Origin of the sequence: uncultured Sphingomonas sp., from assembly GCF_913776855.1 — a bacterium.
Classification (GTDB): domain Bacteria; phylum Pseudomonadota; class Alphaproteobacteria; order Sphingomonadales; family Sphingomonadaceae; genus Sphingomonas.
Genome location: NZ_CAJYQD010000020.1, coordinates 87,428 through 108,583 on the forward strand (window position 1 = coordinate 87,428; position 21,156 = coordinate 108,583).

The following is a 21,156-nucleotide window of genomic DNA, read 5'->3' on the forward strand; positions in this document are numbered from 1 at the left end:
GGAAACAAGCATTTTCATAACGTTATCGTTACGAAACGACACCGCCCCGCACCGGTCGTCCGATGCGGGGCGGCGGGGCGCACTGCGGTGATCCGACGGGATCAGCCGAGCATATAGACGCCGCTCGCCTGCGGCGATGCAACCAGCCGGCTGGGATCGACCCCGGCCAGCGTCACCGTTTCCCCGCTGCCGAAGCGCAGGATGGTGTTACCTTCCGACAGGGTGATCGTCGGCTGGCCGCCCTTGGTCAGCGCGCTGATGTCGAGCAGGTCGGAACCCGCACCGAAATCGGTGATCGTGGCGCTGGCCCCGCGCTGGATCACGAAGCGGTCCTTGCCCAAGCCACCGGTCAGGATCGTCGTGGCCGACCCATCGGCCAGCAGCACTTCGTCGGCCAGCGTGCCCGCGATCTTGCCCGCTCCATTGTCGAACAGGATCGCCTGATACCCGACCAGCGCCTTGACCCCCGACAGGTCGTGCCCGTTCGCCGAGAAGCTCTCGGTCATCGTCGCGCCATTGGCCATCCGGGTCGTGCGCTCGGTCACCACGCCGTTGCGATAGGACGCGGTGATCGTATCGCCCGCCGGCGACTGGACGATGCTCTTGACCAGCAGTTGCGAGCCGGCGTCGAAGTAGAGCGAGGTCTTGGCGCCGTTGGCGGCGGCGGTTACCTGGCTCTGGCGGCGATCGGCGGCATCGAACCATTCGCTGGTCCGGGTCCCGTCGCCCGCCACGGTGAAGGCGACGATACGGGTGCCATCGGCGCGGGTCTGGCCACCCGCCACGATCGCCTTGGTCGTATCATATTTCTGCCATTCGGTGACGAGGGTCGCGCCCGCGCCGGTATAGGTGAAGTTCTGCCCGCTGCCGTCGGCATTTTCGAGGAAGCGCCGGCTGACCGCACCGCTCGCCACGTCATAGCGCAGCGTTTCCCAGTTGTTGGCGGCATCGGTCGTCGCCTTGGTCGTCAGGCGACCCTGGCTGTCGAGGCTCTCGACGATGCGGCTGCCGTTGGTCAGGTCGTTGGTGACGCGCGTCTCGACCCTACCGCCCTTATAGACCGACTGGATCGTCGCGCCCGCGGTTTCGGCGATGGTATCGACGATCGCCCCCGACTTCGCATCGAGGCGCGTGGTGAACTTGTCGCCATTCGCCGCGATCGCCGCGCTCAGCGTCTTGCGCCCGGCCGTGTCGTAATAGGTCAGCACGCTGCTGCCATCGGCGGCATTCGCCTCGGTATAGTCGAGGCTGCCATCGGCGTGCAGCCGGGTGACGCCCACGACCTTGCCCGCAGTATCGACGACCTGCATCTCGGTGACATAGCTCTTGCCGGTGATGCCATAGGCGGTGACTTCGCCGCTATGGTCGGCCCGCTCGACATAGCGGCGCGACGGCTTGCCCGCCGCGTCGTAGATCAGCGTGGTCCAGGTATTGGCCGAATCGATCGTAACACCGCTGATCCGCTTGCCATCGGCGGCGAAGGTATCGATCTGCCGCGTGCCCGCGACGATCACCTCGTTGACCTTGCGCCCATCGGCGAACAGCGTCTTCTGCGCCGTCATCACCCCGTCGACGAAGGTCGCATCGATCAGGTCGCCTGCCGCCGTCTGCGTCTGCTTCGCGGAAAGCGCCTGGGTATCGGGGGTGAAGGTCATCGCCACCCGCGTGCCATCGGCATGGACGTTCAGCTGGGTCAGCTTCAGTCCGCTCGCATCGAAGCTGCTGATCTCGCGCGCGCCATCGGCATCGTTGCGCTCGTGATAGTCGAGCGTGCCGTCCGCGTGCAGGCGGAATACCTCGACCACCTTGCCCTTGGCATCGGTCAATTGCCGCTGGGTGACATAGGATTTGCCGGTGATGCCGTAGGTCACATTCTCCCCCGTGCCATCGGCATTCGACACGAAGGCGCGGGTCGCATCGCCGGTCGCCACGTCGAACTGGATCGTCGTCCAGGTCTTGGTCGCGCTGACCGACACCTCGGTCGTCTTGCGCCCTTGCGTGTCGTAGCTGACGGTATCGCGGCTGCCATCGGCGCGCACGGTCAACTGCTGCGTCACGACGCCACCGGTATAGGTGGTGGTCATCGTGTCGCCGCCCGCCTGTACGATCGACTGGACCAGCTTGCCGGTCGCACCGTCCCAGGTACGGGTCGTGCGGCTGCCATCGGCGCCGGTCACGATCTCGCTCAGCTTGTTGCCGGCCGTGCCATAGGTCGTCACGGTCTTGGTACCATCGATGGCGAGCGCTTCGCTCGACACCAACGTCCCATCGGCGCGGGTGCGTTCGACCAGGGTCACCACGCCCTTGGCATTGGTGACCTGCCGCATCGTCACATAGGGCTGACCGGTGATGCCGTAGCTGACATTCTCACCCGACCCATCGGCGTTCTGCACGAACTTGCGGGTCAGTTTACCGCTGGCCGCGTCGAACTGCTGCGTGATCCACGTCTTGTCGGCGGTCACCTCGACATCGCTCGTCTTGCGGCCCTGCGCGTCATAGGTGATCGTGTCGCGGCTGCCATTGGCGCGCACCGTCAGCAGCTGCGTGACGACACCGCCGGTATAGGTGGTGGTCACCGTGTCGCCGCCCGCCTGCACGATCAACTGGGCGAGCTTGCCGGTGGTCGCGTCCCAGGTGCGGGTCGTGCGGCTGCCATCGGCCCCGGTCACAATCTCGCTCAGCTTGTTGCCGGTCGTGCCGTAGGTGGTGTTCGTCTTCGTACCATCGGCCGCGACCGCCTCGCTCGACACCAAGGTCCCGTCGGCACGGGCGCGTTCGACCAGCGTCACCGCGCCCTTGGCATTGGTAACCTGCCGCATGGTCACATAAGGCTGCCCGGTGATGCCGTAGCTGACATTCTCACCGCTGCCATCGGGGTTCTGCACGAACTTTCGGGTCAGCCTGGCCGTAGCCGCGTCATATTGCAGCGTGGTCCAGACATTGGTCGTGCTGACCGCGACATCGCTCGTCTTGCGGCCCTGCGCGTCATAGGTGACCGTGTCGCGGCTGCCATCGGCACGCACCGTCAGCAGCTGGGTCACGACGCCGCCGGTATAGGTGGTGGTCACCGTGTCGCCGCCGGTCTGGACGATCGACTGGGCCAGCTTCCCCGACGTCGCGTCATAGGTCAGCGTGGTACGGCGGCCATCTGCCGCGACGATCACCTCGGTCAGCTTGTTGCCGGTCGCGCCATAGGTCGTCGCGGTCTTGGCCCCGTCCGGTGCCACCGCCTCGCTCGACACCAGCGTTCCGTCGGCGCGGGCGCGCTCGACCAGCGTCACGGTGCCCTTCGTATCGAGGACCTGCCGAACCGATACATAGGGCTGGCCGATGATGCCGTAGCTCACATTCTCCCCGCTGCCGTCGCGGCGCTGGACATAGCGCGATTTCAGCGCCCCGCCGCCATAAAGCAGCGTGGTCCAGGTGCCGGCGGTATCGACCGTTACTTCCTTGGTACGGACGCCGGCCGCGTCGAATTCGTCAATCGTGCGGCTGCCATCGGCGCGGTTGAGCGTGTAGCCCGACACGATACCCTTGGTGTAGCTGGTGATCGCGACGTCGCCATTGGCCGCCTTGTCGACCAGTTCGGCGACCTTGCCGGTGGCGACGTCATAGGTGGTGGTCACCGTGCGCCCGTTGCTGACCGCGACGACCTGCGACAGCTTGCCGCCGGTATACAGGCTGTCGGTCACGTCGCCGGCGGCGGTCACGGTGCGGTTATGCTTCAGCACGCCGCCTTCGAACGCCAGGTCGGTCGTGGAGGTCAGCTTGCCGGTCGCATCGAACGACCGTTCCTCGCGCCAGTTCGGGCCGGTCTCGATCACCTTGAAGCTGACGCCGCCGCCCGCGACCTTGCCCAGCAGCGCGCCGTAATTCCTGACGACGAAATCCTTGGTCGCATCGGATGCGAGTTCGATCACCTTGCCATCGGTCAGCGTGACCGACTTCAATCCGCTCGACCGCGCCAGCGTGTCGATCTGCGCGGCGAACTGCGCGGCGGTCATCGTCAGGTCGGGGGCGCTGGCCGGCGGCAGGTCGGCGACCGGGCCGGCGGCACCCACCTCGACGATCAGCGGGCGGTCGCCGACCGCCAGCTGGATCGAGGACACATTGGTATAGACCGCGATCGGCTTGGTCCCGCCCAGCGGGTCATAGACATAGACCGTCTTCTGCACGCCGCCCAGGTCGACGGTGACGGTCTTCGCCTCGGTCACATTCTCCTTGTCGAGCGGGTCGTTCCACACCTTTACGTCGCGCCAGACGACCAGATCCCATGCGCCGCTCGCCTTGGCCAGCACCATCGAATGCCCGTCGGCGGGCAGGCCGCCCATCGTGTAGCTGGCCTTGCCGGCATCGGTCCCGGTCCCGGCATCGACATAGCCGAGGATGGTCGTCAGGTTGTGGATCGCGGTCGCCGCAAGTTTGGGCGTACCATCGGCGTTGAACAGGCCGAAATGCTTTTCCTTTTCGGCCCCGTCCGGGGCAAGGTTGCTGTCGAGCAGTTCGTACAGATAGGTCTGCTGCGCGCCGTTCTCGAACGCCAGCAGCATCGCGTTGAGCGTCAGTTTCGCCTGCGCCGACTGGTTGACGCCCAGGTCGGGATTGCTCGCCAGCGTGGTATAGCCGGTTTCGGTGATGACCACCGGATCGCCCACGGACGTCCGCTTGGCGCGCGCGAGCGACGCCTCCATCACCTTGTCCGCCTGCTGACCGGTCGCGGTATAGGCATGGGCATTGGCGAAGTCGGAATATTTGCCCAGGTCGCCCAGCGCCGCGGCGTCGGCATCGCTCTCCATGCCCAGCGACATGTTGATGACCGGAATGCCCGACAGGGCCGCGTTCGACTTGACCGCACCATACAGCGTCTTCTGGAACGCACCGGCGGCGGCGAGCGACGACGATCCGTTATAGCTGAACGCCTGGATATTCGCCTCGTTCAGCCCCTCGATGGCGATCACGCTGCCCTTGTAGGTCGTGGCGAATGCCTCGATCGCCTTGATATGCGCTGCCAGTGCCGCATCCCCGGCGGCGGGCAGCGACGAGCTGATGACGAAGTCGAACTTCACGCCCGCCGCCGCCATCGCGCTGGTGACCGCGCTGGACGTGCCGAGCGTCGGCAGGTTGTCGCGAACCCGGCTGAAGCCGAGATAGGCGAGGCTGTTGTTGACGATGCTCGCATTGGCATATCCGGCGTTGCCGGAATGCGTGTTGACCCCGAACGTCGACAAGAAGGCGGTGGCGGTAGCGATGCTGGGCACGGAACTGGCACTCCGGGAGGGATTACACCCTCTGCAATACCGCCGCTGTCTGGACATCGACTTACGGCCCTCGGTTAACCGGACGTTATGCAAAAATGCCCTGATTTCCGTGGGGTGGCCATGGATCTCAGCAAATCCGGGCATCGTTCTACCCGCGTATCGATTCATCACCCGATAAAGTGCGACGCCGCGATCAACGATTATGCCGCAATGCAGCACAACATTGCCTTTTTTGCAGTTCGGCCTAGAACGCGGGGTCACGCGATGACGGCCGGCAGTTGCGGCGGGACCCGTCATGCTGGATGCGTGAGCGCAATGCGGGGTTCGCCCGCCAAACCGGGTATCTGCGATGGCCACGACGATCGACACCACCCTGTTCCCGGCGGCGGCACCAGTTGCCGCGCGGCGCCGCTGGATTCGCGACGCGGACATCGATCGCGCCATGCTGCCGCTGATGGTCGTATTCCTGACCTACGCCACCCGCGATGCGCTGACCGGCGTCTTCCGCTACTGGCTGCCGAAATTCCATCTCGCCGGCGTGTGGTTCCTGCCCGACCTGATGTCGTTCATGGTCATGGCCTATTTCATCTGGGTGATCGCGTTTCGTCGCCAGTCGGCATGGGCGATCCTGTTTTCGGCCAGCGTGTTCGTATCGACGATCATCGGCTGGATCTTTATGTCGTCCTCGCCGGTCGCGCTGCTGTCATCGGTCAAGATGATGTCGCCGTTCTTCGTCGGGCTGGCCTTTGTCGGGCGGTCGCTCGCCGAACGGAAATGGGCGTGCTATTTCATGTTCGCGCTGTCGGTCATCTCGACGGTCGGCCTGCTGGGATCGCCGCTGTTCGACTATCCGTGGGTCGGGATGGCGGTGGAAACCTTTGGCCAGACCAAGGCGGTCGGGCGCGTGTGGTGGTCGGGCGGCGCGATCCGATATGGCGGGTTCGCCGGCGACAGCACGATGGCCGCTTATATGTGCCTGTTCCCGCTCATCATCGTCCACCGGCACATTTCGCCCAAGCTGATCCTGCTGATGGCGGGGCCGGTCGGGCTGGCTCTGCATCTGGCGACCAGCAAGACCGCGATCGCATGTGGCGTCCTGTTCGCGCTCTATTATGTCTTCGTCGTGCTGCTCGGCAGGAAATGGGGCGATGCCGCGCGGGAACTGCACCTCACGCGGCTGTTGGCGAAATGGTCGTTCGTGCTGGTGCCCCTGCCCTTCATCCTGATGCTGGCGCTGGGCGGCACCGACCTGACGCAGATCGACCCGATGCTGTTCAGTATGCAGGATCGCATCAACAGCACCTGGGTCTTCCCGTTCGTCCATCTGGGGCAGAATTTCCCGATCGGCCTGGTGACCGGCTGCGGCCTCGGATGCTTCACCTATCCGATGGAATATACCCGGCTCGGCTATCTGATGGTGCCGGTCGATAATTTCTACATCGCGACCTACGTCATGCTGGGCGCGCCGTTCATCCTGTTCGTGGTCGGCATGTTCACCGCGACGATCAAGAGCAACGATCGCGAAAAGCTGACGCTGATCGCCCTGCTGAACGTCTATGTCGTCACGATCCAGTGCTATGGCCCGTCCACCGCGACGATCGTCATGGGCTATGCGTTCAGCGACATGTTCCTGACCCTCGGGCGCACCTGGACTCGCCGCAATCGGGCGAAGGTTCCCGACTGATCCATGGCCGAACGCCTTGAATCCGGCGCGACGACCGGGCGGCAGCGCATCCGCTTCGTCATGGCGACGCCGCACGAATATGGTCCGCACCTCCAGCAGCGGTTCGATCCGCTGATAACCGGGGTCGGGCCGGTGGAGGCGGCCGCCTCCACCGCCGCCATGCTGGCCGTGGCGGCGGAGCGGGGCGCGCTGCCCGACCTGGTCGTGTCGATCGGGTCCGCAGGATCGCGGACTCTGCCGTTGGGGTCGGTGTGGCAGGTCGCCAACGTGACGTGGCGCGACATGGATGCGTCGCGGATCGGCTTTGCCAGGGGCGTGGTGCCGTTCGCCGACTTCGGTGCGGAACTGACGTTGGCGACGCCGCTCGACTGGCCGGTGGCGCGGCTGTCGACCGGTGCGGACATCGTCGGAGGCGAAGATTATGCGGGGATCGATGCCGATATGGTCGACATGGAAACCTATGCGATCGTGCGCGCCTGCCAGCGCTTCCGGGTGCCGGTCCTCGGCCTGCGCGGTATTTCGGACGGGCCGGGCGAGCTGGACGCGATCGGCGGATGGACCGCGATGCTGAACGTGCTGGACGAAAGGCTGGCGGCGGTGGTCGATCGGCTGGGATAGCTACGCCCGGTCGAGGAACACCACGCCCGGCACCGCGATGCGCGCTGGTGTCGCGCGCAGGCGACCGTCATAGGTCATGTCGAAAATCGCTACCGTGCCGCTGCGTTCGTTGGCCACCAGCAACTGCCCGCTATCCTCCAGCACCAGGAAGAAGCGCGGCCAGTCGCCGCCGCACGGTATGTGCTGGGCCAACCTCGCGCTGCCGTCCTCGGCCAGGTCGAACACCGCGATGCTGTTATGCCCGCGGTTCGAGGCGTAGAGGCGGCGGCCAGCGCTATCGATCGCGATATGCGCGCCATAGGACGTGCCCTGCCAGTCGGGCGGCAGCAGCGAGGTGGTGGCACGCGCGGTCAGCGTACCGTCGAACTGCGCGTCGAGCGTGGTCAGCGTGTTGGCGAGTTCGGTGACGACGTAAGCGATCGGCAGCATTGGGTGATAGGCCAGGTGGCGCGGCCCCGATCCGGCGGGCGCCCGCCATGCCAGCGCCGGCTCCCCGATCTCCCCGGTCGACAGGGCATAGGCGAACACGGCATCGGCACCCAGGTCGACCGAATGCAGGAAGCGATTGTCGGGGGTGAAACCGACCCAATGGGCGTGAGGGCCGGCCTGACGATCGGTGCGGGGGCCGGCGCCCTTGTGCTGGCGGATGATCGGCGGCTGCGGCATCCCGGCAGCGAGCGGGTAGAGCGCGACGGTACCCGACGAATAATTGGCGACCGCGAGCAGCGAGCCGTTCGGGGCGATAGCGATGTGGCAGGGGTCGTCGCCACCGCTCGGCAGGTCGGCAAGGATCTTGCCGGCGCGGTCGGTGGCGACCATCCGCCCCTGCGCGAATTCGCGGACGAAATAGCGCATGTCGCCGCGCGACACGCCGAATGACGCGTCCTTGAGCGCGGGATCGGCGGCCCCGACGCTCCAGCTGCGGCCAGACGCGGGCAGACGGTAGACACCGGCCCCGCCCTTTGCAGCATAGGTTCCGGCGATCAGCGCCTGTCGCCACCCCTGTGCCCGGACGGGTAGCGTGGACAAGGTGGCGGTGGCGGCCATGCCGGCCAGAACGGAGCGTCGCGTGGTCATGGACCCGCTATGCGCCGCTCCGGCCACCCATGCAATCAGGCGGCGGTGAACACGCCGCAGGCGATGCGACCGCCCGAATTGCCCGACGGGTCGGTCTTGTAGTCGTCGGCATTGGCATGGATCACGAACGCCGAGCCATCGGCGTCGAGCAGCCCGTCCATCGTGCCGGCGGGCAGCATGATCGTGACCGATCCCGACCCGTCGGCGCCGATGGTCAGGTTGGGCGCATCACCCGCGTGCGGGCCGGCGGGGTTACTGGTGCCGTGCTGTTTGGCGGTCGGGTTCCAGTGGCCGCCAGCAGTGGTGAAGTCGGGCGCGTCGCAGCGGCCGATCGTGTGGACATGGGCACCGTGCATCCCGGCAGGCATCCCGCGAGCGTCGATCCTGATCTGGATACCGCCCGCCATTTCGGTCGCGGTGACGGTGCCGACATCTGCGCCGGCGGCGGTGCGCAGCGGCGCGGTGGCGGTCCGCATCGTCTTGTCACCGGCCATGCCGGTTCCGGTGGTGGTGCAGCCGGCAAGGGCGGTGGCAGCGATGGCGGTGAGCAAGGTGGCACGCAGCATGGTCGAAATCCCCTTTGATACAGATGCGGAATGTTCCGGCGGTGCGGACGGTTCCGTCAGGTCGTCATCGGTCCGGCCAGCAGCAGCGGATCGATCCGCGCGTCATGCCATTTCATGCCCCAGTGCAGATGCGGGCCGGTCGCGCGGCCGGTCGCACCGATCGCGCCCACGACCTGCCCCTGCCGTACATGCTCGCCGGGCTTCACGTCGATCCGCGACAGGTGGAGGAACGCGCTGTTCAGCCCCATGCCATGGTCGATCATCAGCAGGTTCCCCTCCAGCGTGAAGGGGGCGGAAGCAGCGAGGATGACGACGCCATCGGCCGGCGCCGCGACCGGCGTACCGGTCGGCCGCGCGACATCGACGCCCGAATGATAGGCGCCGGGTTCGCCGGCATAGACGCGCTGCGACCCGAACAGGCCGGAGATGCGGCCCTTGACCGGCCAGGCGAAGCGCTGCCGCCAGCCCTGTGCGTCGGTCGCCCGGTCCCGCGCGGCGTTGATCTGCGCGAGTTCGGGCGCGCGGCGGCGCTGGAATTCGGCAGAGGGTTGCGCGATGCGCGGCAGGGTCGGCAGGCGTTCGATCCGCCAGTTGCGCGGTGCGATGGTCAGGGGGCGGACGATACGCTGGCCATCGGGGAGCGTCGCGATCAGTGTCGCGGCGGGGCCGGCGTCGCGGTCGAACGCGATCAGGAACCGGCCATCAGACGCGACCGCGACCGGTTGTCCGTCCAGTTGCAGCGTTGCACCGGGAGCCACGCTGCCGGTCAGCGCCGCGCCCTGCCCCGGCGTACCGTCGATCAGGATCGCGGCGGGCGCCGCCACGATCAGGGCGGCGGCAACGATCACTCCGGCGCCAGCGCCTTGGTCGACGCTGCGGCATCGACATAGGCTTCCTGCCGGTCTGCGTTCCAGTAGCGCAGCTCTTCGAGCGGGATACGGGTGCCGGTGACCGCGCAGGTCACGAAATCGCCATCGGCCAGCACCCGGAAATTATTGGTGAGGTAATGGAGCTTGGCAGGGCGGCTTTCGGGCTTCAGCATGAGCGGTTCCGGATCAGAGCAGGGTGGGTTGCGTCGGCTCGACATAGGCGCGGCCACCGGCACGCTCAACCTTCGCGTCCAGCACGCCGTCGCGGAAGTGGAGCTGGAGCGCACCGGCCGCGCGGGCATCGGCGGCGGTCGCCACCGTCTTGCCGTTCGTCTTGGCAACGACGCGGACATAGCCCTTTTGCAGCAGATTGTCGGGATTGACCTGCTCCAGCATCCGCGCGGTGCCGTCGAACCGCGCGCGGGCCTGCGCCAGCCGCTGGGTCAGCATCGCGGGGCGCAGCGCATGGCCGTGGCGGTCGAGGCTGCGCCGGGCGGTCGCGACGCGGCGTTCGAGGGCGAGCGACAGGCGGCCGGCGGCATCGTCCAGCCGCTGCCGCTGCGGGCCGAGCAAGGCGTCGCGGCGGGGCATGACGCGGACCAGCGCCGCCAGTTGCTCGCGCCCCCGGTCGTGGTAGCGCCGCGTGCACCGTTCCGTCCGCAGCGCCAGCGTGGCGATCGTGTGGGCGAGGTCGGCGCGGACCGGCACCGCTAGTTCGGCGGCGGCGGTCGGCGTCGGCGCGCGCAGGTCGGCGGCATGGTCGCACAGCGTCGTGTCGGTTTCATGCCCCACCGCCGAGATGACCGGGATCGGCGAGGCGGCGACCGCACGGACGACGACTTCCTCGTTGAAGCACCACAAATCCTCGATCGATCCGCCGCCGCGCGCGACGATCAGGAGGTCGGGGCGGTATATCCGGTTACCCCCATCGCCTTCCGTACCCCGGCGAAGGCCGGGGTCCAGTTGGGTGACGTCTGCGACTCCTTCCGACTGGTCCGGAGCTGGACCCCGGCCTTCGCCGGGGTACGGTTGAGGACGGGCGGGAAGCGACCCGAACCCCTTCACCGCCGCCGCGATCTCCGCCGCGGCGCCCTCGCCCTGCACCTTCACCGGCCAGACCAGCACATGGGTCGGGCAGCGATCGGCCAGCCGGTGGAGGATGTCGCGGATGACCGCGCCGGTCGGCGAGGTGACGATGCCGATGGTGCGCGGCAGGAAGGGCAGCGGACGCTTCGTCGCCGGGTCGAACAACCCCTCCCCCGCCAGCTTGGCCTTCAGCTTTTCGAGCAGTGCCATCAGCGCGCCTTCGCCGGCCAGCTCCAGATGGTCGATCACGATCTGGTAGCGCGAGCGGCCGGGATAGGTGGTGAGCTTGCCGGTCGCGATCACCTCCACGCCGTCCTGCGGCGTGAAGGCGAGGCGGCCGGCCGATCCGCGCCACATCACCCCGTCGATCAGCGCGGCATCGTCCTTCAGCGCCAGATAGACATGGCCCGACGATGCGCGCTTGTAGCCCGAGATTTCACCACGCAGCCGGACGCGGCCGAACTCGCCCTCGACCATGCGCTTCAGCCGGCCGGCGAGTTCGCTGACGCTTTCGGGCGCGGCGTTGTCGTTCGCGCGTGGCTCGGCTACGAGCCGGCTCGAGGTAAAATCGGGGAAACGATCGTCCATGAATGTCCTGTTGATCGGATCGGGTGGGCGCGAACATGCGCTGGCGTGGAAGCTGGCGCGCTCGCCGCTCCTCGATACGCTTTATGCCGCGCCCGGCAACCCCGGCATCGCGAACTGCGCGACGCTGGTGCCGCTGGAGGTGACCGATCACGCCGCGGTGGTGGGCTTCTGCGTCGAACGGTCGATCAAGCTGGTGGTGGTCGGGCCGGAAGCGCCGCTGGTCGCGGGGCTGGCCGATGATCTGCGTAGCAGCGGCATCGCGACGTTCGGGCCATCCGCCGCCGCCGCGCAACTCGAAGGGTCGAAGGGCTATACCAAGGACCTATGCCGCGAGGCGGATATTCCGACCGCCGGCTATGTCCGCGTGACCGACCTCGACAGCGCCATCGCCGCGCTGTCCCCCTTCTCGCTGCCGGTGGTCATCAAGGCCGACGGCCTTGCGGCGGGCAAGGGCGTGACGGTGGCGATGGACCGCGCCGAGGCGGAAGGCGCGCTCCACGCGATCTTCGAACAGCCCGGCGGCGAGGCGGTGATCGAGGAGTTCCTGGCCGGCGAGGAAGCCAGCCTGTTCGTGCTGACCGATGGTGTCACGCTGCTGCCGTTCGGATCGGCGCAGGACCACAAGCGCGTCGGCGATGGTGATACCGGGCCGAATACCGGCGGCATGGGCGCCTATTCCCCCGCCCCCGTCCTGACCCCTGCGCTGGAGAAACTGGCGATCGACACGATCGTCGCGCCGACCGTGGCGGCGATGGCCGCACGTGGCACCCCCTATTCGGGCGTCCTCTATGCCGGGCTGATGCTGACCGAGCGTGGGCCGAAGCTGATCGAATATAATGCGCGCTTCGGTGATCCCGAATGCCAGGTGCTGATGGCGCGTCTGGACAGCGATTTGCTGCCGGTGTTGCTGGCGGTGGCGCAGGGGACCTTGGCCGACGTCGAGCCGCCGGTGTTCAGCGACGACACCGCGCTGACGGTGGTGATGGCGGCGCCCGGCTATCCCGGCACGCCGGAGACCGGTCGTGCGATCGGCGGGATCGACGCGGCGGAGGCGACCGGCGCGACCGTGTTTCACGCGGGAACCCGATCGGGCGGCACGGGCGTTGTGACCGCCGGTGGCCGGGTGCTGGCCGTGACCGGACGCGGGGCCAATGTGACCGCCGCGCAAGGAGCGGCGTATCGCGCGGTCGATGCGCTCGACTTTCCGGGCTTCTGCCGCCGCGACATCGGCTGGCGCGAGGTCGCACGCGAAGCGGCGATGAAGGATGGATACGATGGATAGTGGCACCACTCCCCTGCAATCGCCCGGTTTCCTCGGCGCGCTGACGACGGTCCATTTCGTCATCATCGCCGTGCTGGCGGTGCTGACGATCATCGGCATCGCCTATGGCATGAAGCTGGCGCGCGCCCGGCGGCAGGGTGTGCGGGAACTGGAGGAAGCCGGGCATCTGGAGCGGGGTGACGCGCCGGCGCGCGAGGTGCCGGCGGCCGTCGAAAGCGCTCCGCCGGCAACACCCACGCCCGCGCCCATTGAGCGGGTAGCGGCACCGTCGCCTGCACGGGTCGAGCCGGTCGTGACCCCAGCCCCCGCCGCACCGGTCGAACCGGCAGCGGAGCCGATCGTAGCGCCGGTGCCTGTCGCGGTAACGACGCCCCCTGCCCCGGCCGCCCCGGCAGCCGGCACCACCGATCTGACCCGCCTGAAGGGGCTGGGACCGAAGGTCGCCGCGATGCTGATCGAACAGGGCGTGCCGGACATTGCGACGCTGGCAACGCTGGATGCCGCACGGGCAGATGCGGTCGCCGCGCAGCTGGGCATGTTCGCCCCGCGCATGACCAAGGACCGCTGGGTCGAACAGGCGCGGTTCCTGGCGGCGGGCGATGTGGCGGGATTCGAGGCAACGTTCGGGAAGCTGTAGGGACGGCTCAGTCCGGCGTTACATAGCGCCGGACTGCTTTGACCAGTTCGTCGAACCGCCGGTCGGTGCCGATCGTATTGATCGCAACATCACCGAAGCCCATGCTCTTCGACAGGGATGCGCCACGTGCGGCCAGGGCATTGCGGAAGTGCGTCGGCCGATGGAGCCATAGGCACAAATGATGATGCCGCCCCTGCCGACGGATCGAGACATGGTCTATATCGTGCCATGCGATCAGGTCCTCGCTCCACGCCAGCCAGCAGATACCCTGATCGGACACCTCAATCGCAACTTCCCGCCCCCGCAGCAGACGGCGAAGGAACACCAGCGCGAAGGTACCGAACAAGAGGACGGCGAAAAGCCCGAAGGCACTGACAACGAGTTCGCCGGTCGTCGCCATGGCTATACCAAGTACGACGAACAGCAGGGATAGCAGGAGCAGAGCGGACAATCGCCACGGTGACGATCGCGCCTGCCACACCGGCATGGTTATGCCGCCGCCTGCACCAGCAGCTTGTCGATCTTGCGCCCGTCCATGTCGACGATCTCGAAGCGCCAGCCCTGTTCGGTGAAATGCTCGCCCTCGGTCGGCAGGTGCTTGAGGACGGCGAGCGCGAGGCCGGCGACGGTCGCGTAGTCGCGGTCCTCGGGCAGGTCGATGCCGATGCGTTCGGCCAGCTGGTCGGCAGGCGTCTGGCCCGACACCAGCAGCGATCCGTCCTCGCGCCGGACGATCAGCGGATGGTCGCCCTCCTCCGCGTCCGAGGCGAAGTCGCCGGCGATCGCGCGCAGCAGGTCGGCGGGCGTCACCAGCCCTTCGAAATGGCCATATTCGTCATGGACGAGTCCCATCGGCACATCGGCACGGCGAATCGCCTGCAGCGCGTCCATCGCATCGACCTGATCGGGTAGCACCGGGGCTTCGTGCAGCAAGGTGCGCAGGTCGAGCGGCTCGCCCCGGCACAGTGCCGCGACGATATCGCGCGCCTGCACGACGCCGATCACCGCGTCGACCGATCCTTCGGCGACCGGCAGGCGGGTATGCGGCGTGGTCGCCATCGCCGCGCGGATGCCGGCATCGTCGAGCGTGACGTCGAGCCATTCGACCTCGGTCCTGGGCGTCATCACCTCGCGCACCGGGCGGTCGGCCAGGCGGACGACGCCGGAAATGATCGAGCGCTCATGCTCCTCGATCACGCCCGACTTGCTGGCTTCGGCGACCAGCAGGTGCAGTTCCTCCGCCGTCACCCGGTTTTCGGATTCGCGGTTCATGCGCAGCAGCTTGAAGATCAGGCCCGAGGTCGTGTCGAGCAGCCAGACGAAGGGCGCGGTGATCCGCGACAGCCACAGCATCGGCACCGCGACCAGCACCGCGATCGGCTCCGGGCTGCGCAGCGCGAACTGTTTCGGCACCAGCTCGCCGATCACCAGGCTGGCGAAGGTCGTGACGCCGATCACGACGCCGAAGCCAACATTGGCCGCCAGCGATTCGGGCAGGCCGAGCAGCACCAGCCGCTCGCCGACCGGCCCGCCCAGGCTCGCCCCCGAATAGGCGCCCGACAGGATGCCGATCAGCGTGATGCCGATCTGGACGGTCGACAGGAACTTGCCGGGATCGTCGGCCAGCCGCATCGCGGTCTGTGCGCCCCTGCCCCCCGCCTTTGCCAGGCCTTCCAGCCGTGCCTTGCGCGCGGACACGATGGCGAGTTCGGACATGGCGAACAGGCCGTTCAACGCCACCAGCGCGAGGATGATGACGACGTCGAACCAGGGGAAGGGTGTGAGAGGTTCCATTGAACTGCCCCACCCATGCCGCAATGCCGCGCCCCGCACAACCGGCGAGTCGCGGCGGAACGATCAATTTGCGTGCCGGTCGGTCAGGAACCGTTCAAAACGGATGCGGAACAAGTGGCGCGTTGCCCGGTTTTTCCGGGCAAGACCGAAAATGGATACGTTGGAGGACATGGACATGGCGAAGGGCTCGAAATTCTGGATCGCGGGCGCGCTGTCGGCGGCGCTGCTGACCGGCGGCTGCGTGACCGACCCGGAAACCGGCGAGCGCAGCATCTCGCGCGCGGCGATCGGCGGCATCGGCGGCGCGGTCGGCGGCTATCTCCTCGGCGATCTGGTCGGTGGCCGGCGCGACCGGACCGAGAAGATCCTGGGTGCCGGCATCGGCGGCCTCGCCGGCGCGGGGATCGGCGCGTATATGGACAAGCAGGAGCGCGACCTGCGCGCCCGCACCGCCGGCACCGATGTCGAAGTGACGCGGCGCGGCGACGACCTGGTGCTCAACATGCCGGCGGGCATCACCTTCGCCTATGACAGCGCCAATGTGCAGCCGCAGTTCCGCGCGACGCTGGACCAGGTCGCCGACGTGCTGCGCGACTATAACCAGACCTATATCGACGTGTACGGCCATACCGATTCGACCGGGTCGGACGCCTATAACCAGACGCTGTCGGAGCGCCGCGCCGCATCGGTCGCGACCTATCTGACGTCGCGGGGCGTACAATCGGCCCGTATCGGCACGCGCGGCTTCGGCGAAACCCAGCCGATCGCGTCGAACGAGACCGAGGAAGGCCGCGCCGAAAACCGCCGCGTCGAGATCAAGATCGTGCCGATCGAGCAGGATCAGTTGCGGTAATCACTGCCCTACCTCCGCGCGGGCGGGGTCCAGGGTTACCGAGCGCAACGCCCGTGGCTCTGGATTCCCGCCTGCGCGGGGATACACTAGAGTTTGATCGACACACGTGGAAGCGGTGCCGGCTCTACTATTTGAGTTTATCCATTCTTGTGGAAACGGGCGTCATCCCAGCGAAGGCTGGGATCTCCCGATTGTAGCGCACAGCAGGAGCCGAGAAAGACCCCAGCCTTCGCTGGGGTGACGTATCCATGCTGATGGATCAAACTCTAGCGGCGACGCGAGGGCGTCTCGTCCGATCGCAGCGTGAGCACCTCCACCCCCGTCGCCGTCACCGCGACCGTGTGTTCGAACTGGGCCGACAATTTCCCGTCGGCGGTGACGACGGTCCAGTCGTCACTTTCCTGCGCGACCTTGCGCGATCCCTGATTGACCATCGGTTCGATGGTGAAGGTCATCCCCTGCTGCAGCACCGCGCCGGTGCCGGGACGGCCGAAATTGAGGACCGAGGGTTCCTCGTGCATCTCGCGGCCGATGCCGTGGCCGCAATATTCGCGCACCACGCTATAGCCCTGTTTCTTGGCATGGCGTTCGATCGCCGCGCCGATATCGCCCAGCCGCGCGCCGGGGCGGACCTGCGCGATGCCGGCCCACATCGCGGCCTGCGCCGCCTGCACCAGCCGCCGCGCCTGCGGGGTGACGGTGCCGACCATGTAAGTCTTGGACGAATCGGCGATGAAGCCGTTCTTTTCCAGCGTGATGTCGAGGTTGATGATATCGCCGTCGCGCACGATCACCGCCGCATCGGGCACGCCGTGGCACACCACATCGTTGATCGAGCTGTTGAGGACATAGGCAAAGCCATACTGCCCCTTGCTCGCCGGGCGCGCGGCGCAATCCTCGACGATGAACCGCTCCACTAGGTCGTTGATGGCGAGCGTCGACATGCCGGCAAGCGGCTGGCGGTCGAGCATTTCGAACACGCTGGCAAGCAACCGGCCCGATTCGCGCATCAAGGCGAGTTCGGCGGGCGACTTCACCATGTCAGGCAGCGACCGCATCGACCGCGCGGACCTGTGCGGCGGCGAGGCGGGTGCGGACGATGTCGTTGAACGTCAGGTCGGGATTGGCTTCGGCGATCATGCCGATCGTCATCCAGAATTCGGCCTGTGCGTTGATCGAGCGGCACAGCACCCCGCTCGCCCGCCGCACTTCCTCGTGCAGCGCGTCGTCGATCTTCACGATACCCATGGCAATCCTTTCGATATACGAACCATATATGATTCGTATATCGCGCGGTCAAACGCCGCGTCGGCTCGCGAAGAAATCGCGTAGCAGCGCCGCCGATTCGGCTTCGCCAATACCCGGATAGATGTCGGGACGATGGTGGCAGGTCGGCTGGGTGAAAAAGCGCGGGCCATGCTCGACCGCGCCGCCCTTCGGATCGGACGCGCCATAATAGAGTCGGGCGATTCGCGCATGGGCGATCGCCCCGGCGCACATCGCGCACGGCTCCAGCGTTACCCACAGGTCGCAATCCTCCAACCGATCACGGCCCAGCAGCTGGGCGGCGGCACGAATCGCCAGGATTTCGGCATGGGCCGTTGGGTCGGCCAGCGTGCGCGGCGCATTGGCGGCGGTTGCGATTACCCGCCCGTGCCGCATCACGACGGCACCGACCGGCACCTCCCCCGAATCGGCGGCGGCGCGGGCGGCGGCAAGGGCGTGGTGTATCGGGGCGGCGTCGAACATGCCGGCTCCCTTGCCAGCCGCGACCGGCGCCTGCCAGCGGTTACTGGGCGGCCTTCTCCACCTTGACGGTCGGCACCTCGACGGTGCGGTTGACGGTGCCGACATCGACCTTGCCGACCTCCACGTCAAACTTGGGCACCTGCCCGCCCTCGATCTTCACCTGCGGCAGCGCGCCCTGCTGCGTCTGCGGGATGCCGATCACCTGAAAGATCATCAGCGCGGCGACGACCAGGACCAGCAACCCCAATATCCCCAGAAATGCGCGCATCCACCGTCTCCCGATCTTGCCATCATCCGAATCGTTGCCGTAACAACGCAGCGGCCGTGGCCAGGGTTGCAACCGCACCCTTGCGGTTGACGTGGAGGCGGTTCGACGCTATCCGCGCCGTCTTTCCGGGGCATTGTCCCGACACAGAATCAGGATCAACGATCATGTCGCGCATCTGCGAGCTGACCGGCAAGGGCCGGCAGGTGGGTCACAATGTTTCCCACGCCAACAACAAGACCAAGCGCACGTTCCTGCCGAACCTGCAGAACGTCACGCTGATGTCGGAAGCGCTGGAGCGCTCGATCCGCCTGCGCGTGTCGACCCACGGCCTGCGCTCGGTCGAGCATGTCGGCGGCCTCGACAACTGGCTGCTGAAGACCAGCGACGACGACCTGTCGCTGCGTGCCCGCCGGCTAAAGCGCGACGTGAAGAAGAAGGCCGCAGCGGCAGTCGCCGCCTGAGCCATTCCTCGCGACGGATGATTCGAAACCCCGGACGGCCCGCCGCCGTCCGGGGTTTTCGCGTGCGCAGTGTGTTGACGGTGCGGCGGATGCCCCGCCCCTATAGCTCCAGGCGGAACTTCAGCAGCAGCGAGCGTTGCCAGAACGCCTGATTGTCGTCCGACGCGATCCACACCACATCCCGGCCACCTTCACGGGTCAGCGCCAGTGCTTCGAAATTGTCGTGGATCGCATCGTCCTCGAACGCGGCGATGGTGCGGCCGGTGACGACGGCACCGGGGCGAATCGCCCCGGCCTCGACCAGTTGCAGTCGCGCCGTGAACAACTGCGGCAGCCCGAACCGGCGGACCAGCACCAGCAGTCGCCCGTCCGGCAGCGCCACCGCATCCGTCACCGCAAACTCGGGCGGCGCGACGTAGCGGAAGCGGTACCATGGCACGGCGGGATCGACCGGGTCCCCGTTCAGCCGGATCGCGGCGAACCCCTTAAGCCCGCGCTTCGCATTCGATTCGCTGAAGACCGTCACGCTGCCGTCGGGCATCGTCGCGACCGCCTCCGGTCCGCTGTTGGCAGACCATTTGCGCATCGATCGCGGCGCACGGTGGCCGATCACCCGACGCAGGTCATGGTCGTACCGCCACAGCGCATTGGCCCGCTCGAACCCGACCAGCACGTCGCCGCCGGGCAGCACCGCCATCGATTCGCTGTCGCGGTCACGCTTTTCCCATCCGGTGCCCGGACCGCCCGGCAATTCGCGCGCCACCGCATCGCGTACGCGCCAGTCGGGTCCCATCGTGAAGCGGACGATGCCTCCGCCGTCGGACAACAGCGTAAAGCGCGTCCCCTCGATCCGCATCGACGAAAAGCCGCCGAACACCGGATCGTTCGCCGTCAGCTCGACCCCGCCCAGATAGGTCAGCGCGCCCAATCGTCGCCGCGGTGGATCGCCGGGGAACAGATCGACCGGTGTCGCGATGACCTGCGCAGGACCCGAGCGCAACAGCGGCAGACGCTCCGCCCCCGACCAGCCGGGTACAAGGAGCAACACCGCGAGGATCACGAACAGGATACGCATCGCCATCGGCTCTAGGGGGCCGGTGCGCCCGCCGCAACGTCGTGGCCCATTGCATCCGCCGCGGTGCTGGGCGATGCGGCGTGCCTGTCTGCCCTGTCCGAAAGCCCTTCGATGTCCGATGTCGTCGCCCTGACCAAGGCCCTGCTCGCATGTGACAGCGTGACCCCAGCAATGGGCAGCGTGTTCGACGTGGCCGAGGCGATGCTGGTGCCGCTCGGCTTCGACGTCGAACGGTTCGTGGCGGGCGAGGCACCGGACGGCCCGGTCGAGAACCTGCTGGCGGTGCGCGGCAAGGGCGGGCGGCATTTCGCCTTTGCCGGGCATCTGGACGTCGTACCGGCAGGACCGGGCTGGACCAGCGGTCCGTTCGCACCGGCCGAGCGTGACGGTCTGCTTTTCGGGCGGGGCGCGGTCGACATGAAGGGCGCGATCGCCGCGTTCATCGCCGCCGCCGCGACGCTGCCGACGGATCTGGGCACGATCAGCCTGATCCTGACCGGTGACGAGGAAGGGCCGGCGATCTTCGGCACCCGCGCGTTGATCGACCGGATGGCAGAGCGCACGCTTGCCCCCGACCTGATCCTGGTCGGCGAACCGACCTCGCAGGCGTTGCTGGGCGACATGATCAAGATCGGGCGGCGCGGGTCGGTCAACATCTGGATCGACGTGCCCGGACGGCAGGGGCATGTCGCCTATCCGCACCTTGCCGACAATCCGATCCCGAAGCTGGTGGCGGCGCTGGCGGCGATCGAGGGGGTGGTGCTGGACCATGGCAACGACTGGTTCCAGCCATCGAATATCGAGGTGACCGACATTGCCGTCGGCAATCCGGCGACCAACGTCATCCCCGGCCATGCGCAGGCGCGGCTGTCGATCCGCTTCAACGACCTGCACCGGGGGGACGCGCTGGTCGAGCGCGTGCGCACGATCGTCCATGCCCATGCGCCCGACGCGACCGTGACCGGGCGGGTATCGGGGGAGGCGTTCCTGACGCCGCCGGGCGATTTCTCCACGCTGATCGCCGATGCGATCCGGCGCCACACCGGCCGCACGCCCGAACTGTCGACCACCGGCGGCACGTCCGACGCGCGCTTCCTGTCCCGCCTAGCCCCGACGGTCGAGTTCGGCCTGCTCAACGCGACGATGCACAAGGTCGACGAAGCGGTGGCGATCGACGATCTGCGCCTGCTGACCGCGATCTACGCCGATATCGCACAAGGAGCTTTGCGATAGGCCAAACGCAAAACGCCGCCCCGACTGACGTCGGAGCGGCGTTCCTTCGATCGGATTA

Annotated in this window: 20 protein-coding genes; 7 read left to right on the forward strand and 13 right to left on the reverse strand. The window is 67.2% G+C overall.

Features of this window, described 5'->3' with window-relative positions; genetic code table 11:
* Nucleotides 1–101: 101 nt before the first annotated feature.
* A complete protein-coding gene (locus QZ755_RS05115) occupies nucleotides 102–5,258 on the reverse strand; it encodes a hypothetical protein (RefSeq protein ID WP_294320399.1) in 5,157 nt (1,718 codons plus the stop codon).
* A 349-nt stretch (nucleotides 5,259–5,607) separates the two neighbouring features.
* Between QZ755_RS05115 and QZ755_RS05120 the strand changes: the two genes are divergently transcribed.
* Together QZ755_RS05120 and QZ755_RS05125 are read left to right on the forward strand one after the other, a co-directional pair.
* Nucleotides 5,608–6,942: a hypothetical protein gene (locus tag QZ755_RS05120; protein ID WP_294320401.1), complete on the forward strand. Its 1,335-nt coding sequence runs from the start codon at nucleotides 5,608–5,610 to the stop codon at nucleotides 6,940–6,942.
* A gap of 3 nt (nucleotides 6,943–6,945) precedes the next feature.
* The gene (locus tag QZ755_RS05125; RefSeq protein WP_294320402.1) at nucleotides 6,946–7,560 is read left to right on the forward strand and encodes a 5'-methylthioadenosine/S-adenosylhomocysteine nucleosidase; all 615 of its coding nucleotides are present in this window, start codon (nucleotides 6,946–6,948) and stop codon (nucleotides 7,558–7,560) included.
* Here QZ755_RS05125 and QZ755_RS05130 read toward each other — a convergent pair whose 3' ends face one another.
* From QZ755_RS05130 to xseA, 5 genes are read right to left on the reverse strand one after another with little or no spacing between them, the layout of a single operon-like run.
* On the reverse strand, nucleotides 7,561–8,637 hold the full coding sequence (locus QZ755_RS05130; RefSeq protein ID WP_294320404.1) for a lactonase family protein: 1,077 nt from the start codon (nucleotides 8,635–8,637) through the stop codon (nucleotides 7,561–7,563).
* A 35-nt stretch (nucleotides 8,638–8,672) separates the two neighbouring features.
* The gene (locus QZ755_RS05135) at nucleotides 8,673–9,203 is read right to left on the reverse strand and encodes a superoxide dismutase family protein (RefSeq protein WP_294320406.1); all 531 of its coding nucleotides are present in this window, start codon (nucleotides 9,201–9,203) and stop codon (nucleotides 8,673–8,675) included.
* A 56-nt stretch (nucleotides 9,204–9,259) separates the two neighbouring features.
* Nucleotides 9,260–10,051, reverse strand: coding sequence for a M23 family metallopeptidase (locus QZ755_RS05140; RefSeq protein WP_294320407.1), 792 nt, complete (start codon nucleotides 10,049–10,051; stop codon nucleotides 9,260–9,262).
* A complete protein-coding gene (locus QZ755_RS05145; protein WP_294320409.1) occupies nucleotides 10,048–10,245 on the reverse strand; it encodes a DUF2093 domain-containing protein in 198 nt (65 codons plus the stop codon). The genes QZ755_RS05140 and QZ755_RS05145 overlap by 4 nt, the downstream gene beginning before the upstream one ends.
* A gap of 13 nt (nucleotides 10,246–10,258) precedes the next feature.
* Complete coding sequence (xseA, locus tag QZ755_RS05150) at nucleotides 10,259–11,746, reverse strand: exodeoxyribonuclease VII large subunit (protein ID WP_294320411.1); 1,488 nt, start codon at nucleotides 11,744–11,746, stop codon at nucleotides 10,259–10,261.
* Here xseA and purD point away from each other — a divergent pair.
* A complete protein-coding gene (gene purD / locus QZ755_RS05155) occupies nucleotides 11,745–13,028 on the forward strand; it encodes a phosphoribosylamine--glycine ligase (protein ID WP_294320413.1) in 1,284 nt (427 codons plus the stop codon). The genes xseA and purD overlap by 2 nt on opposite strands.
* On the forward strand, nucleotides 13,021–13,665 hold the full coding sequence (locus QZ755_RS05160; protein WP_294320415.1) for a hypothetical protein: 645 nt from the start codon (nucleotides 13,021–13,023) through the stop codon (nucleotides 13,663–13,665). The genes purD and QZ755_RS05160 overlap by 8 nt, the downstream gene beginning before the upstream one ends.
* Before the next feature lie 7 nt (nucleotides 13,666–13,672).
* Here the strand turns inward: QZ755_RS05160 and QZ755_RS05165 are convergent, their stop codons facing one another.
* Entirely contained in the window at nucleotides 13,673–14,152 is a 480-nt protein-coding gene (locus QZ755_RS05165) for an STM3941 family protein (protein WP_294320416.1), read from the reverse strand.
* 2 nt (nucleotides 14,153–14,154) lie between these two features.
* Complete coding sequence (locus tag QZ755_RS05170) at nucleotides 14,155–15,459, reverse strand: hemolysin family protein (protein ID WP_294320418.1); 1,305 nt, start codon at nucleotides 15,457–15,459, stop codon at nucleotides 14,155–14,157.
* A gap of 175 nt (nucleotides 15,460–15,634) precedes the next feature.
* On the opposite strand from QZ755_RS05170, the gene QZ755_RS05175 reads away from it, so the two are divergent.
* Nucleotides 15,635–16,312, forward strand: coding sequence for an OmpA family protein (locus QZ755_RS05175; RefSeq protein ID WP_272815579.1), 678 nt, complete (start codon nucleotides 15,635–15,637; stop codon nucleotides 16,310–16,312).
* A gap of 266 nt (nucleotides 16,313–16,578) precedes the next feature.
* Here the strand turns inward: QZ755_RS05175 and map are convergent, their stop codons facing one another.
* The 4 genes from map to QZ755_RS05195 are packed head-to-tail and all read right to left on the reverse strand — an operon-like array spanning nucleotide 16,579 to nucleotide 18,329.
* Nucleotides 16,579–17,352 (reverse strand): type I methionyl aminopeptidase, encoded by a 774-nt coding sequence (map, locus tag QZ755_RS05180; RefSeq protein WP_294320442.1) that lies wholly within the window; start codon nucleotides 17,350–17,352, stop codon nucleotides 16,579–16,581.
* Between the two features lies 1 nt (nucleotide 17,353).
* The gene (locus QZ755_RS05185) at nucleotides 17,354–17,560 is read right to left on the reverse strand and encodes a ParD-like family protein (RefSeq protein ID WP_242414423.1); all 207 of its coding nucleotides are present in this window, start codon (nucleotides 17,558–17,560) and stop codon (nucleotides 17,354–17,356) included.
* A 48-nt stretch (nucleotides 17,561–17,608) separates the two neighbouring features.
* Nucleotides 17,609–18,061, reverse strand: a complete 453-nt coding sequence (locus QZ755_RS05190; protein WP_294320420.1) for a nucleoside deaminase — start codon at nucleotides 18,059–18,061, stop codon at nucleotides 17,609–17,611.
* A 40-nt stretch (nucleotides 18,062–18,101) separates the two neighbouring features.
* Nucleotides 18,102–18,329: a hypothetical protein gene (locus QZ755_RS05195; RefSeq protein ID WP_294320421.1), complete on the reverse strand. Its 228-nt coding sequence runs from the start codon at nucleotides 18,327–18,329 to the stop codon at nucleotides 18,102–18,104.
* 164 nt (nucleotides 18,330–18,493) lie between these two features.
* On the opposite strand from QZ755_RS05195, the gene rpmB reads away from it, so the two are divergent.
* The gene (rpmB, locus tag QZ755_RS05200) at nucleotides 18,494–18,790 is read left to right on the forward strand and encodes a 50S ribosomal protein L28 (RefSeq protein WP_294320422.1); all 297 of its coding nucleotides are present in this window, start codon (nucleotides 18,494–18,496) and stop codon (nucleotides 18,788–18,790) included.
* A 100-nt stretch (nucleotides 18,791–18,890) separates the two neighbouring features.
* Here rpmB and QZ755_RS05205 read toward each other — a convergent pair whose 3' ends face one another.
* Nucleotides 18,891–19,865, reverse strand: coding sequence for an esterase-like activity of phytase family protein (locus QZ755_RS05205; protein ID WP_294320423.1), 975 nt, complete (start codon nucleotides 19,863–19,865; stop codon nucleotides 18,891–18,893).
* Between the two features lie 111 nt (nucleotides 19,866–19,976).
* Here QZ755_RS05205 and dapE point away from each other — a divergent pair, with 111 nt between their 5' ends.
* Nucleotides 19,977–21,098 (forward strand): succinyl-diaminopimelate desuccinylase, encoded by a 1,122-nt coding sequence (dapE, locus tag QZ755_RS05210; protein WP_294320424.1) that lies wholly within the window; start codon nucleotides 19,977–19,979, stop codon nucleotides 21,096–21,098.
* Nucleotides 21,099–21,156: the final 58 nt, after the last annotated feature.

Coding starts and splice junctions, on each gene's coding strand:
- QZ755_RS05120 (WP_294320401.1), top strand. CDS start 5,608: ATGGCCACGACGATCGACACCACCCTGTTCCCGGCGGCGGCACCAGTT.
- QZ755_RS05125 (WP_294320402.1), top strand. CDS start 6,946: ATGGCCGAACGCCTTGAATCCGGCGCGACGACCGGGCGGCAGCGCATC.
- QZ755_RS05130 (WP_294320404.1), bottom strand. CDS start 8,637: ATGACCACGCGACGCTCCGTTCTGGCCGGCATGGCCGCCACCGCCACC.
- QZ755_RS05135 (WP_294320406.1), bottom strand. CDS start 9,203: ATGCTGCGTGCCACCTTGCTCACCGCCATCGCTGCCACCGCCCTTGCC.
- QZ755_RS05145 (WP_294320409.1), bottom strand. CDS start 10,245: ATGCTGAAGCCCGAAAGCCGCCCTGCCAAGCTCCATTACCTCACCAAT.
- purD (WP_294320413.1), top strand. CDS start 11,745: ATGAATGTCCTGTTGATCGGATCGGGTGGGCGCGAACATGCGCTGGCG.
- xseA (WP_294320411.1), bottom strand. CDS start 11,746: ATGGACGATCGTTTCCCCGATTTTACCTCGAGCCGGCTCGTAGCCGAG.
- QZ755_RS05160 (WP_294320415.1), top strand. CDS start 13,021: ATGGATAGTGGCACCACTCCCCTGCAATCGCCCGGTTTCCTCGGCGCG.
- QZ755_RS05165 (WP_294320416.1), bottom strand. CDS start 14,152: ATGCCGGTGTGGCAGGCGCGATCGTCACCGTGGCGATTGTCCGCTCTG.
- QZ755_RS05170 (WP_294320418.1), bottom strand. CDS start 15,459: ATGGAACCTCTCACACCCTTCCCCTGGTTCGACGTCGTCATCATCCTC.
- QZ755_RS05175 (WP_272815579.1), top strand. CDS start 15,635: ATGGCGAAGGGCTCGAAATTCTGGATCGCGGGCGCGCTGTCGGCGGCG.
- map (WP_294320442.1), bottom strand. CDS start 17,352: ATGGTGAAGTCGCCCGCCGAACTCGCCTTGATGCGCGAATCGGGCCGG.
- QZ755_RS05185 (WP_242414423.1), bottom strand. CDS start 17,560: ATGGGTATCGTGAAGATCGACGACGCGCTGCACGAGGAAGTGCGGCGG.
- QZ755_RS05190 (WP_294320420.1), bottom strand. CDS start 18,061: ATGTTCGACGCCGCCCCGATACACCACGCCCTTGCCGCCGCCCGCGCC.
- QZ755_RS05195 (WP_294320421.1), bottom strand. CDS start 18,329: ATGCGCGCATTTCTGGGGATATTGGGGTTGCTGGTCCTGGTCGTCGCC.
- rpmB (WP_294320422.1), top strand. CDS start 18,494: ATGTCGCGCATCTGCGAGCTGACCGGCAAGGGCCGGCAGGTGGGTCAC.
- QZ755_RS05205 (WP_294320423.1), bottom strand. CDS start 19,865: ATGCGTATCCTGTTCGTGATCCTCGCGGTGTTGCTCCTTGTACCCGGC.
- dapE (WP_294320424.1), top strand. CDS start 19,977: ATGTCCGATGTCGTCGCCCTGACCAAGGCCCTGCTCGCATGTGACAGC.